The organism is Streptomyces vietnamensis (genome assembly GCF_000830005.1).
GTDB lineage: Bacteria > Actinomycetota > Actinomycetes > Streptomycetales > Streptomycetaceae > Streptomyces > Streptomyces vietnamensis.
Window position 1 is genome coordinate 2,452,288 of record NZ_CP010407.1, and the last position, 13,051, is coordinate 2,465,338.

A 13,051-nucleotide genomic window follows, 5' to 3' on the forward strand; every position below is an offset into this window, starting at 1 on the left:
TAGCACCGGGGAGCCCGCCGTCGTCAGATCTCCAATCTCAGATAGGACCGATCGTCGTAGCTGCTGTGCCCGGGTTTGACGGCTTTGGTTCCCGCCAGTTCGTCAACGCACAACGGGTCCGCCGCGAGCAGGGTCTTCAGATGGGATTCGGATTCGGCGAGGGACGGCAGGATCGCGGGATAGCCATCGCTTGCCAGGACGAGTTCTGTGATGGGTGAGGGGACGCCGACCACCCTGATCAACTCGTGCGGCACGGGGCGCCCGTCAATGGCTGCGTAGGCCAGCGTCCCGGCCCGGAGAGTGTTGGCGAACAGTGCCTGTCGGGTCAGAAGCGGCAGGATCACCTCACGACCTGGATCGTGTGCCGCAAGCTGCTCGGCTGCGGCGCCATCCAGCATTTCCGCCTTGAGAAGCGCCACCCGCATGGCCGTGTTGATCAGATCGACCTGTTTGCGCTCCTGTCGTTGGGCGAGGCCCTGATACCAGAACCCCACATCCCCGATCTGCCACACTTCCCGACGGGCCGCCGAGAAGAGGGTGACGGACGCGCTCGGCCGCAACTCCGGCGACAGATTGCCGGGAAGGCCCTCCGCGACGGCGTCGGTGAGGGCCCCGGCCACCGCGTATGCGTCGGCCGACGGAGGAAGGCGTGGAATCGCATCGCTGAGGACGAGCATCACGTGACGCCCACCCGTCAGACCCCGATAACGCGCCCCGGTCTTGTCGGTCGCGCCGTCGATGACAGCGACGTACCCGTCGCAGACCACGATGCCGTCCTCGCATGCGTCGAGGTTGCCGGTCTTGGGAGTCACGGAACGCTCGAGGATCTTCACGTCGAACAGGATGGCACTTGTCGGCCCTTCCGGGCATACCTGCCCCCCGCCCAAGGGAGGCATGCCCCGCGACGGTCCAGGCGCGACGGGAACGCTCAGATCTCCGCCGTGTGCAGCATCCTCGGCCTGACGACGTGGCCATCCTGCAGGACCTCTGCCTCGACGAGCACCGCGACATCGGCGGGAAGGTTCCGGGCGTCCCCGTTCTCCGCCAGCCAGCGGGCCGCCGCCACCGTGCCGAAGGTGTGGGACCCACCGACCACCACGATCCGCTTGTCCTGGGCGAACGGATTCGGGGCACGCACGATGTAGCCGTAATCGTGCACCACCTGCTCCCCGACGGCGCGTCCCTCATAGGTAGTGCCCTGCCATCGGATCGAGCTGCCGTCGACGGTGAAGGGCAGTTGCGGAACCGCCTTCAGGAGCATGGACGTGACCTCGTTGTTCTTCGGTCCGCCCAGGGTGAGCATGTCCGCCTCCAGATCCCTTCCCGGCGTCCGGGAGGACAGCAGCACCTGCTCGAGGTCGATCCCCCGGTAGGCCCGGACCAGCAGCGGCACCAGCAGGGACATGGCTCGCACCTGACCGATGCCCGTGGTCGGCCGTGCGTACTCTCCAGTGTGAATCTCGGCGGACGCCGCCACGACGACCACAAGCCTGTTGCCGTCGTCGTATCGCCAGATCCTTCGGGCGGGCCACCGGCGGAGCACCAGCCACCGTGCGTACGCCACCACTGCGGTGACAGCACCGCCGACGATCACCGAAAGCAGCTGGTCACCCGCTGCTCCCATGACACTTTCGAACAGATCCCCCGGCATCCTCGGATGGTATACGAGCGAAATTTGAAGGTCTACCGACAACTACGCTCAAACCAGGGGGACTTGTCGGCTCCATGAGGTCCGCGACAGGCGCGACCGCTTCCCTCGATGGCACTCCTCGGCAGCCGATCCATCCACGCCCATGACCGGCCCGACCCATGAGCGGCCGACTCACTTCCAAGAATTCGGCACACACCCCTGTTCGCCGGACTTACCCCTCAGTACATTGACGTCATGTCTAATACGCAGCCTGCACCGGTGGCGTCGGAGCACGTCGAGCTCAAGGCCCGCAAGGTCTCCTTCGACTGGGAAGAGACGCCGCTCCACTGGGTACCGGGCGACCCCTTCACCACGCACACCATCAACGTGCTGCACCTGCTGCTCCCGGCCGGCGAGCGCTGGTTCGTCCACGTCTACAAGCAGGCGCTGCCGTACATCACCGACGACCGGCTGCGCGAGGACGTCATCGGCTTCATCGGCCAGGAGGCCATCCACTCCCAGGCCCACGACGACGTCCTCCCGCACCTGCGGAAGCTGGGCCTCGACCCCACCCCGTACACCGCGCAGGTCGACTGGTTCTTCGAGAAGCTCCTCGGGGACCGGACCCTGCCGCCCGGCCGGCCGCGCCGCTGGTGGCTGATGGAGCGGGTCGCGCTGATCGCCGCCATCGAGCACTACACCGCCTTCCTCGGCGACTGGGTCCTCAACGCCGACGAGCTCGACCGCGTCGGCGCCGACCCGACCATGCTCGACCTGCTGCGCTGGCACGGGGCCGAGGAGGTCGAGCACCGCGCGGTCGCCTTCGAGCTCTTCATGCACCTCGACGGCGGCTACCGGCGCCGCGCCCGCACCTGGGCGCTCGCCTTCTCCGCGCTCGTCTTCCTCTGGCAGCGGGGCATCCGCTTCTTCATGGAGAACGACCCCGGTCTCGTCAACCCGAAGGCCTCCTTCGCGGACTTCGTCCGCAAGGGGCGGCAGGGCGTCCTGCCCTCCACCCCGGCCATGCTGCGCTCCATACCCCGCTACCTCAGCCGCGCCTACCACCCCTCCCAGGAGGGGAACACCGCGCAGGCCATGGCCTACCTGGCCTCCTCCCCCGGCGCCAACGGAGGCCGCTGATGCCCCGCCTCACCACCGTCGCCCTCGTCGCCGGAGCCGCGCTGCTCGTCCGCCGCGCCGTCCGCAGCCGCATGTCCACCGCCCCGCTCTGGCCGATGCCCGCCCTCGACACCCCCGTCTCCGGGTACGGGCGGGGCAGCACCGTCCCCCGCAAGGTCCTGGTCACCGGCCGCACCACACCCGCCGAGGGCGTCGTCGAACTGCGCCTGGAGGGCGCTGGTCTGCCCGCCTGGCAGCCGGGCGCCCACGTCGACCTCGTCCTGCCCTCGGGGCTCGTCCGGCAGTACTCGCTCTGCGGCGATCCGGCCGCGACGGACACGTACACCGTCGCCACCCGCCTCATCGAGGACGGGCGCGGCGGCTCGCGCGAGGTGCACGAGCAGCTCCACGAGGGCGTGGAGATCGAGATCCGGGGGCCCCGCAACCGCTTCCCGCTCGTCGGCTCCCCCGCGTACGTCTTCGTCGCCGGCGGCATCGGCATCACCCCGGTCCTGCCCATGCTGCGCGCCGCCGAGGCGGCCGGGGCGGACTGGCGGCTCGTGTACTGCGGGCGGAGCCGGGCCACCATGCCGTACCTGGCGGAGGTCGAACGGCTCGGCGGCGAGCGCGTGACGGTCGTCGCCGAGGACGAATCCGGCTTCCCCGACCTGGAGTTCCTCGGTCGGCTCCCCGCCGAGACCGCCGTCTACTGCTGCGGGCCCGACGGTCTGATGGACGCGGTCGGCGCGGCGATGCCCGAGGGCCGGGCGCCCCGGCTCGAACGCTTCACCGCCGCCGCGACGACCGGCGGCACCGCCTTCGAGGTCGAACTGCGCCGCTCCGGGCGTACGTTGACGGTGGCGGCCGACCAGTCGCTCCTGTCGGCCGTACGCGAGGAGCTGCCGGGGATCACATACTCCTGCCAACAGGGCTTCTGCGGGACCTGCCAACAGCGGGTCCTGGAGGGCGAGATCGACCACCGGGACGAGCTGCTCACCGACGAGGAGCGGGACGACTCGATGCTGATCTGCGTCTCGCGCTGCGCGGGGAAGCGGCTCGTCCTCGACCTCTGAGACCTCTGAGACCTCTGACGAGGGCTACGGCAGGACCAGCCAGTCCAGGGCCAGTGCCGTGAGAAGGCCGCCCGCCAGGAGCCAGGTGCCCAGTCGCGTGCGGCCGTTGCGGGAGAGTTCGATCACGATCCCGCAGAGGATCATGGCGAGTCCGTACACGCCGACGACCAGGACGGACGTACGGCTCGCGAGCCGGATGACCAGCACCACGGCCAGGGCGACCAGGAGCACGGACGCGGCGGCGACGCGCAGCCGCCGCGCCTGCTTCGGGGTGAGCCCGCCGGCAGACGCCTCGGACTCCGGGGACTCCGAGGACTCCGAGGACTCCGGGGACTCCGGGGACTCCGAAGGCTTTGAGGACTCCGGGGACTCCTCTTCCGCCTCAAGGGAGTCGGGGTTTTCCTGGGCCTCTTCGGCCTCCTGGGGCTCATCGGCCTCCGGGGCCTCGGCCTTCGGGATGTCCTGGTCGGCAGCGCTCATGGGGCAGGAGCGTAACGGACGCGGTTAGGCTGTTCGTATGACGACCGGGGTACGCCGCAGGATGGGCGTCGAGGAGCGCAAGCAGCAGTTGATCGGGGTGGCCCTCGAACTCTTCAGCCACCGCTCTCCCGACGAGGTCTCCATCGACGAGATCGCCGCGGCCGCGGGCATCTCGCGGCCGCTGGTCTACCACTACTTCCCCGGCAAGCAGAGCCTCTACGAGGCCGCGCTGCGGCGGGCGGCGGACGAACTGGCGGCCCGGTTCGTGGAACCGGCACGCGGGCCGCTCGGGCCGCGGCTGCTGCGGGTGATGGGCCGGTTCTTCGACTTCGTCGACGACCACGGGCCCGGCTTCGCGGCGCTGATGCGCGGCGGGCCCGCCGTCGGCTCGTCCACGACGAACGCGATGATCGACGAGGTCCGGCAGGCCGCGTACGAGCAGATCCTCGCCCACCTGGAGGTCGAGAAGCCCTCCGCTCGGCTCGAACTGGTCGTCCGCTCCTGGGTGTCGCTCGCCGAGTCGACGGCGCTCCTCTGGCTGGACGGCCGCCGGGTGCCGCGCGCCGAGCTGGAGCTCCAGCTCGTGCACGACTTCGCGGCGCTGGCGGCGGTGAGTGCCGCGTACGACCCGGACATGGCGGAGATCCTGGTCGGCATCCTCGCCGACGAGCCGGCCGACGGCCCCTTCGGGGACCTGGTGGCCAGGCTCTCGGCCCTCGTGCCCCACGTACCCGATCAGCGCTTGCGGTAGGAACCGTCGAGGTCGTGGACCTCGACGGAGAGGTGGACGCCCTCCTTCGCCTTGAGGTACGCGGGCAGCAGGGCGAGAACGGCGTCCGAGAGCCGCGCCTTGGCCTCGTCCGTACGGCCGGCCAGCAGGGCGATGTCGACGTGCACGATGACGTCATCGGTCGCTCCGTCGCCGACGACGAACTCCTCGACCTCCCGGAACCGGGTCTTGCAGGCGTCGAGCGAGGCGTCGACCGTCTCCACGACGATGGGGTGCAGGGCGCGCGCGAAGCCGCGCCGGTCGAGGGGCGCGGAGTAGTCGACGGTGATCTGCGGCATGGGGGTCGCTCCTGGCCAAAAGGATTTTTCTGTCGGATGTCTGGCCACACCTTTACGGTGATCGCCATGACGACACAAGTGACCTTCCGGCAGGCGGACGAACGCGATCTCGACCTTCTGGCGGGAATGTTCGACGGGGTGGCCCGCTGGATGGTGCGCAGCGGGATAGACCAGTGGAAGCCGGGGGCCCGGGGCCCCGAGCACTTCCGTACGCGGATCGCGGAGGGCGAGGTCTGGATCGCGTCCCACGGGGATCGGGCGGTCGGCGCGTACGAGCTGTGGTGGGAGGACCGGGAGGTCTGGGGGCCGCAGCCGCCGGTGGCCGGGTACGTGCACCGGCTGATGACCGACCGGGAGGCGGCGCCCGCCGGTGCGGGGCGGGTGCTGCTCGCGCACGCGGAGGACCGGATCGCGGCCTCGGGCCGGTCGCTGGCGCGCCTTGACTGCGAGGCGCGCAATCCGGTCCTGGGGACGTACTACGAGGGGGCCGGGTATGCGGCCGTCGGCCCGCACCTGGAGAAGGTGGGGGCCGACGGCCGGGTGTACGCGGTGCGGCTGATGGAGAAGGCCCTGGCGTGAGCACCGCCACGCCAGGGCCTGTGACCGGCTCGCCTCGAAGGCCTACGAGGCCTTGAAGACCGCCACCGTCCGGGCCGGGACCGTGAAGGTGCCCGTGGTCGAGTCGTACGTGGACGACTTCACCACCTGGTCCGAGCCGCCCGCCTGGACCGGGTGCAGGTGGTAACCCTTCCCGGCGAGGTCGGCGACCTTCTGCGAGGTGCTCGCCGGGGTCGCGTTGAGGACGATCACCAGGTCACCCAGGCGCATCGTGATCACGCCCGGCGTCTCGTCGCGGCCGGAGAGCGGGAAGGACAGGGCCTCCTGGACCCGGTCGGTCGTGGCCAGGGAGAAGACCGGCTCGGTGGTGCGGATCTTCTGCAGGTCCCGGTAGGCGGCGGAGGCGCCGTCGATCTGGGCGCAGCCGACCGTGAGGGACGGGTTCGCCAGGAGGGGCTTGGCGTAGGACCACTTGGACTTGTTGTCGGCGGCAGGGGGCAGGCCCCGGCCGAAGCCGTTGCCGTCGCGGCAGTCCCAGTGGATCGCGTTGAACCAGTCGCCGCTGTCGAAGGAGTTGCGGTCCAGGGACTTGGAGCGCAGCAGGTCGCTGCCCGCCTGGGACAGGGCCGGGCCCTGCGAGAGGGTCGCCGTCGCCATGGCCAGGACCTGCATGCGGGCGCGGTCGGCCGGAGACGTGCCCGCCGGGAGCTTGAACGCCAGCGCGTCGTACAGCGACTCGTTGTCGTGGGCGTCGGTGTAGGCGAGGGCGTCGCCGGGGGCGGCGGCGTACCCGGCGGGGGCGCCGTTGTAGTCGACCTGGCTGCCCTTGACCGTACGGCCCGAGGTGTCGGTGAAGGTGTAGTCGGCGAGGTTGCCGCTCAGGCCGACCTTGATGAGGTCCTGGTAGTGCAGGAGGCGGGCCTTCTGTTCGGCCGGGGTGCCGTTGGACGTCGACGTGTTGGGGTCGGTGTACAGGCCGCTCGCGAAGCCCTGGACGCCCGGGTCCTCGTCGAAGGGGCCTCCGCCGCGCACGGCGTCGCGGGCCCGGTCGGAGAAGGTCGCGATGCCGGTGCCGGCCATGTTCTTCTGGGTGGCCTGGACGAAGCGGGCGTCGTCGGCGATCTCGCCGAAGTTCCAGCCCTCGCCGTAGAGGATGATCGACTTTCCGTCGACGCCGTCCTTCTCAAGGGTCAGCTCGTCCAGGGCGTGGCGCACCGCCAGGATGTTGGCCTTCGGGTGGTGGCCCATGAGGTCGAAGCGGAAGCCGTCGACCTTGTACTGCTTCGCCCACGTGACGATCGAGTCGACCACGAGCTTGCCCATCATCGCGTTCTCGGGCGCGGTGTTGGCGCAGCAGGTGGAGGTGGCGACGGAGCCGTCGGCCTGGAGGCGCTGGTAGTAGCCGGGGACGATCCTGTCGAGGACGGACTTGTCGGACTGTCCGGCGGCGACGGTGTGGTTGTAGACGACGTCCATGACGGTGCGCAGTCCGTCGCCGTTGAGGGCCTGGACCATCTGCCGGAACTCGACCGTGCGGCGGGTGCCTTCGGGGTCGGTGGAGTAGGAACCCTCCGGAACCGTGTAGTGCAGCGGGTCGTAGCCCCAGTTGTAGGCGTCCTCGGCCGCGGCGGCGGTCACGCACGCCTGCTGTTCCGCCGAGTCCGGGGCGTAGACCTTGAGGTCGCAGGCGGGGGTGGTCCGGTCCGACTTCTTCTCGGGGACGGTGCCGAGGTCGAAGGCCGGGAGGAGGTGGACGTAGGAGGTGCCGGAGGCGGCGAGCGCCTTCAGGTGTTCCGAGCCCTTGCTGTTCTTGTCGGTGAAGGCGAGGTAGGTGCCCCGGTGGTCGGCCTTCGCCGTGGGATCGGCGATCGAGAAGTCCCGGATGTGGAGTTCCTGGATCTGGGCGTCCCGCAGCGGTACGGCGGCGGGCTTCTTCAGCTCCTTCCAACCGACGGGTGCGAGCTTCGGGTCGGTGAGGTCGACGGCGAGGCTGCGGGCGGAGTCGGTGGTGAGGGCGGTGGAGTAGGGGTCGGTGACCCGGTTCTCGACGACCTTCTGGACGCTGGGTGCCCAGACCTTCACGACGTACCGGTACGGCTTGCCCGCCCAGTCGCGCGGGCCGGTGACCGACCAGACGCCGGAGGCGGCGTCGCGCCGCATGGGCACGGTCTTCCCGTCGAGTTCGAGGGCGACGGACCGGGCGGTGGGGGCCCAGAGGGAGAGGGTGGGGCGGCCGTGCCGGAAGACCGGGCCGAGCTGCGCCTGCGTGGCCTTCGCCGCGTACAGGTCGTCGAGGACGCCGGCGGTCTGGACGCCGGTGGCGGCGAGCAGGGCGCCGTTGGCGGCGCGCTGGGTGGCGATCAGCTGGCCGCGCAGGGAGTCCCGGACCCGGTCGGCGTCGCGCGGGTCGACGGTGAAGGCGGGGTACGCGGCGAGGTGCGGGAACTTCGCCTTCTGGGCGTCGGTGAGCGCGGACGGGGTGAGGCGGAGCCAGCGGCCCTCGTCGCTGAGGGCGCCGTCGGTGACGGTGATCCCGCCGTCCTCGGCGTACACCAACTGCTGGCTGGTGGCGTCGGTGCTCTTCACCTTCCAGACGACGGTGTTCCGGTCGATCCACTGGGCCTCGGCCTTGCCGAGGTCGAGGTTCGGGGTGCCGCCGGTGGTGGGGAGGAGGTACTTCGGCTGTCCGGCCAGGAGCCAGACCTCGGTCCCGTACGTGGAGAGGTCGAGGGACTGGTCGGTGGGCAGGTCCTTCTGGTCGCCCTTGTGGAGGATGTACGAGAGGGAGCTCGCGCCGTCCGCCAGCGGCACCTCGTAGACCGCGCCGTACGCGTCGACGCGCGTCGGCATCAGCGGCCGTGACCAGTCGGTGGGCTGGGCGGCGCCGGTCCACAGGTGGAGGCCCCAGCCGTCGTAGTCGCCGTCCTCGCGCTTGTAGTGGATGACGGCCTTGGTCTTGTCCGGGGTGGCGGGGGCCGGGTTCGTGTCGGACTGGCCGTCGGAGCCCTGCGTGATCCAGACCTCGCCGGTGCGGCCGAGGGTGATGCCGCGCTGCGGGCCGTCGGCGGTGCCGTCCTTCTCGACGGTGTACGTGACGGTGGAGGCGCCCTCGGGGACCTTCACCCAGGCGAAGGCGCCGAAGGCGTCGCGGCCGGTGAAGGCGGCTTCCTGGCCCGCGGCCTTCAGCTTCCAGCCGTCGTAGTTCCCGTCCGCGCGCTTGTAGTGCACGACGGCGTACGCCCGCTCGACGGCGACCGGCTTCTCCGGGGCCGGGGGCGCGCCGGCCGTGGTGGCGGCGAGGGCGCTCGCGGTGCGGCCCGTGCTGTCCACGACGACGGCCTTGTAGCGCAGGGCGGTGCCGGCGGGGGCGGTGACGTGCTGGGTGACCTTGTAGGGGGTGTGGTCGGCGGTGCCGAGGGTCTGCCAGCGGCCGTCGCCGACCTGGGCGGCGAAGACGACCCGGTTCAGGCCGCCGCCGGTGACGTCGGCGGAGAGCTCGACGGTGCCGGTGGAGCCGGCGGCCGGGGCCTTGAGCGTCACGGTGGGCTGGGCCGCCGGGGCGGGCAGCGGGGCGTCGGCCTTGAGGACCAGGGAGGAGAGGGCGGGGACGGTGACGGTCACCTTGCCGTCGACGGCCGTGACGGCGCCCTGACCCCCGTACAGGGTGCGGAAGGCGGCGGAGTCGACGGGGACGGTGACGGTCTTCGGCTCGGTGGCGCCGTTGACGGCGACCAGGTACTCGGTGCGCGTCTTCGGGTCCGTACGGGTGAAGGCGTAGACGGAGCCCTCGGCGTGACGCTCCTGCTGGACGCCGTCGCGGAGGGCAGGGTTCTCCCGCGTGAGCTTCGAGAGCGCGGCGATCGAGCGGTACAGGGGGTGCGTGGTGTCGTACGCGTCGGAGGCGTGCGTGCGGTCGGTGCCGAGCTGGTCGTCGTCGAGGTAGTCGGCGGTCTTCGAGGCGAAGAGGGTCTGGCGGGCGTCCTTGTCGCCGCCGGGGCCCGTGAAGCCCTGCTCGTCGCCGTAGTAGATCACCGGGTTGCCCCGGGAGAGGAACATCAGCTCGTTGGCGAGCCGGTCGCGGCGGACGAGTTCCTCGTCGGAGGCGTTCGGGTTGTCCTGCTTCAGGAACGTGCCGATGCGGCCCATGTCGTGGTTGCCGAGGAAGGTCACCTGCTCGTAGGCGTTGGCCTTGTCGGTGGTGTACCGGTAGTCCTCGGCGAAGACCTTGGCGAGGCGGTCGGCTCCGGCGCCCTGGGAGGCGAAGGCGCGGGCCGCGTCCTGGAAGGGGAAGTCGAGGGTGGCGTCGAGCCGGCCCCGGGTGACGTACGGGGAGGTGACGGCGGTGTCGGCGGAGTAGACCTCGCCGAACATGAAGAAGTCCTCACGGCCCTGCTCGGCCGCGTACTTGTCCAGGGCGGTGGCCCACTGGGTCCAGAAGTCCAGGTTCACGTGCTTGACGGTGTCGATGCGGAAACCGTCGATTCGGAAGTCCCGGACCCACTTCTCGTAGATCTTCTTCATGCCCTCGACGACCTCGGGGCGCTCGGTCCACAGGTCGTCGAGGCCGACGAAGTCGCCGTACTCGGCGGACTCCCCGGCCCAGGTGGAGTCGCCCCGGTTGTGGTACATCGTCGGGTCGTTCAGCCAGGACGGGACCTTCCCTCCGGTCGTCGTCGGCGTGTACGGGAAGGAGTCCGCGTCGACCTTCCCGATCTTCGTACGGTCGTCGAAGGGGCGGCCCGAGGCGTCGAGGTACGGGTAGGCGCCCTTGGGGCGGTAGCCGTACTTCTTCTCCGCGTAGTCGACGGTGTCGGCGGTGTGGTTGGTGATGACGTCGAAGAAGACCTTCATGCCCTTGGCGTGGGCGGCGGCGATCAGCCGCTCCAGGTCCTCGTTGGTCCCGAAGTGCGGGTCGACCTGGGTGAAGTCGGTGATCCAGTAGCCGTGGTAGCCGGCGCTCGCGTCCTTGCCGGTGCCCTGCACGGGCCGGTTCTTGAAGATCGGCGCCATCCAGATGGCGGTGGTGCCGAGGCCCTTGATGTAGTCGAGCCGCTCGGTGAGGCCCTTGAGGTCGCCGCCCTGGTAGAAGCCCTTGTCGCTCGGGTCGAAGCCGGTCTCCGTGCGGCTGCCGGTGAGGCCGCCGCGGTCGTTTCCGGTGTCGCCGTTGGCGAAGCGGTCGGGCAGGACGAAGTAGAACTGCTCGCGGGTGAGGTCCTGGCGGGCGGGCTGGGCGGCGAGGGCCTTGTCGGAGGGCGGGGCGGGCGGCCGGGGTGCCGCCGTCGCGGGGACGGCGGGCACGAGGGCGGCACACAGGGCGGCGGCCAGCGCGACCGCCGTTCTCTTGGGTATCACGGGGGTGCTCCCTGGAAAGTCCCTGAAAGGTCCCTGGAGAGGGGGACGGGGGACGTCAGTTGCGGAAGGTGTCGTTCAGGACGATCTGGCCCGAGACGGGCACGGTCGCGGTGCGGTTGGCACCGGACTCCCAGGTCACGTTCCCGGCCGCGTCCTTGCGGAGGTACTTGTACTCGAAGGCCGTTCCGGCGGGCAGGTTCACCGTCAGCTTCCAGACGGGGTACGCGGCCGGGTCGAGCTTGAGGGCGGAGGCGGGGGCCCAGTTGCCGAGCTCGGCGCGGTTGCCGGTGACGTAGATGTTCTGGCCGGTGACCGTGGTGGCGTTGACGTTGAAGGACGCGCCGGCGGTGGCGGGCTGGGTGGTGCCGCAGTTCATGGCGCCGGTGTGGAGGGCGACGGCGGTGTTCGCGGCGAGGGTGGCGGTGAACTGGCCGTTCGTGCCGACGGTGACCGGGGTGTTCGACTGCACGTCGCAGTAGGTGCCGGCGGCGAGGGAGGTCTGGAAGGTGCGGGTGAGGGCGGAGGACTCGTGGTTGATCGCCACGTACGCCTTGGAGCCGCGGCCGAACGCGATCGCGTTGTTGCCGTTGTCCCACCAGTCGGTGACGGCCTGCCCGCGGGCGGTGTTGCGGAAGGCCACCATGGAGGAGATCTCGCGCCAGGCGTGCTGGCACTTCCAGCCGTCGGTGTAGCAGGCGTTCACCTGACCGTTGTTGGGCGGGCCCGCGTCCTTGTCGGTCCACTCGTAGCCGGAGTGGACGTCCGGGGAGCCGTAGGGCCAGGCGAGCATGAAGACGGAGGCGAGGGTGTAGTTCGCGCCGTCCTTGTAGTTGAGGGTGTCGCCGCCGCGCTCGGTGTCGTGGTTGTCGACGAAGACGCCGGACCGGTCGGAGGGCATGTAGCCCCAGGCCTCGCCGAAGTTCTTGAGGTAGGCGAGCTTCTCGTTCTGCAGGACGCGCTTGAGGTCGCGGGCGTAGCGGAACTCCTGGACGTCGCCGTTGCCGAGGTACTCGCTGGGCTGGACGGCCTCGCCGGCGCCGTAGATGGCCTCCTGCTTCCAGAAGACGTTCGGGTTCGTCAGGCGCGACTTGATGTTGGCGAGGTCGGTGGCCGGCATGTGCTTGGCGGCGTCGATGCGGAAGCCGTCGACGCCGAGGGAGGCCAGGTCGTTGAGGTAGCCGGCTATCTTCCCGCGGACGTAGTCCTCGCCCGTGTCGAGGTCGGGGAGCTGGACCAGTTCGCAGTTCTGGACGTTGGCGCGGTCCTGGTAGTTGGAGATGGTGGCCCGGCAGTCGTCCATGTCGGCGCCCGAGTAGAGGCCGGGGTAGTCGTACTTGGAGAACGGGGTCCCGCCCGTTCCCGTGCCCGATCCGTTCGCCATGTGGTTGATGACGGAGTCGGCGACGACCTTGACCCCCGCCGCGTGGCAGGTGTCGATCATGTTCTTGAAGGCGGTGCGGTCGCCGAGGCGTCCGGCGATCTTGTAGCTGACCGGCTGGTACGAGGTCCACCACTGGCTGCCCTGGAGGTGTTCCTGGGGCGGGGAGACCTGGACGTATCCGTATCCGGCGGGGCCGAGGCGGTCGGTGCACTCCCGGGCGACGGAGGCGAAGTTCCATTCGAACATCACCGCGGTGACGTCCTTCACGCCGGGCGGGGCGGCCTGCGCCGGGGCGTTGCCCGTGACGGCCACAGCGGCTCCCGCCACGAGGGCGAGTGCAGCGGCCACGGTCTTTCTGGCCATGCTTCCTCCTGCTGACTTCACTGTCGC

10 protein-coding genes are annotated in these 13,051 nt (G+C 70.2%); 4 read left to right on the forward strand and 6 right to left on the reverse strand.

The features are described from left to right. Nucleotides 1–23: 23 nt before the first annotated feature. Entirely contained in the window at nt 24–833 is an 810-nt protein-coding gene (locus SVTN_RS10795; protein WP_041128894.1) for a hypothetical protein, read from the reverse strand. A gap of 95 nt (nt 834–928) precedes the next feature. After that, the gene (locus SVTN_RS10800; RefSeq protein WP_159026434.1) at nt 929–1,651 is read right to left on the reverse strand and encodes a hypothetical protein; all 723 of its coding nucleotides are present in this window, start codon (nt 1,649–1,651) and stop codon (nt 929–931) included. A gap of 234 nt (nt 1,652–1,885) precedes the next feature. On the opposite strand from SVTN_RS10800, the gene SVTN_RS10805 reads away from it, so the two are divergent. Next, nucleotides 1,886–2,770: a metal-dependent hydrolase gene (locus SVTN_RS10805; protein WP_041128896.1), complete on the forward strand. Its 885-nt coding sequence runs from the start codon at nt 1,886–1,888 to the stop codon at nt 2,768–2,770. After that, nucleotides 2,770–3,822, forward strand: coding sequence for a PDR/VanB family oxidoreductase (locus SVTN_RS10810; RefSeq protein WP_041128897.1), 1,053 nt, complete (start codon nt 2,770–2,772; stop codon nt 3,820–3,822). Before SVTN_RS10805 ends, SVTN_RS10810 begins: the two co-directional genes overlap by 1 nt. A 24-nt stretch (nt 3,823–3,846) precedes the next feature. Here the strand turns inward: SVTN_RS10810 and SVTN_RS10815 are convergent, their stop codons facing one another. Beyond that, nucleotides 3,847–4,302: a hypothetical protein gene (locus SVTN_RS10815; RefSeq protein WP_041128898.1), complete on the reverse strand. Its 456-nt coding sequence runs from the start codon at nt 4,300–4,302 to the stop codon at nt 3,847–3,849. A 37-nt stretch (nt 4,303–4,339) separates the two neighbouring features. Here SVTN_RS10815 and SVTN_RS10820 point away from each other — a divergent pair, with 37 nt between their 5' ends. Further along, nucleotides 4,340–5,053, forward strand: a complete 714-nt coding sequence (locus SVTN_RS10820; RefSeq protein WP_041128899.1) for a TetR/AcrR family transcriptional regulator — start codon at nt 4,340–4,342, stop codon at nt 5,051–5,053. Here SVTN_RS10820 and SVTN_RS10825 read toward each other — a convergent pair. After that, on the reverse strand, nt 5,038–5,370 hold the full coding sequence (locus SVTN_RS10825; RefSeq protein ID WP_041128900.1) for a 5-carboxymethyl-2-hydroxymuconate Delta-isomerase: 333 nt from the start codon (nt 5,368–5,370) through the stop codon (nt 5,038–5,040). The genes SVTN_RS10820 and SVTN_RS10825 overlap by 16 nt on opposite strands. A 66-nt stretch (nt 5,371–5,436) precedes the next feature. Between SVTN_RS10825 and SVTN_RS10830 the strand changes: the two genes are divergently transcribed. Beyond that, a complete protein-coding gene (locus SVTN_RS10830; RefSeq protein ID WP_041133770.1) occupies nt 5,437–5,949 on the forward strand; it encodes a GNAT family N-acetyltransferase in 513 nt (170 codons plus the stop codon). Nucleotides 5,950–5,991: 42 nt separating this feature from the next. Here the strand turns inward: SVTN_RS10830 and pulA are convergent, their stop codons facing one another. Next, nucleotides 5,992–11,280 (reverse strand): pullulanase-type alpha-1,6-glucosidase, encoded by a 5,289-nt coding sequence (pulA, locus tag SVTN_RS10835; protein ID WP_041128901.1) that lies wholly within the window; start codon nt 11,278–11,280, stop codon nt 5,992–5,994. 55 nt (nt 11,281–11,335) lie between these two features. After that, nucleotides 11,336–13,024 carry a carbohydrate-binding module family 20 domain-containing protein gene (locus SVTN_RS10840; protein ID WP_041128902.1) on the reverse strand — a complete coding sequence of 563 codons (1,689 nt, stop codon included), beginning with the start codon at nt 13,022–13,024 and terminating at the stop codon, nt 11,336–11,338. Nucleotides 13,025–13,051 lie beyond the last annotated feature (27 nt).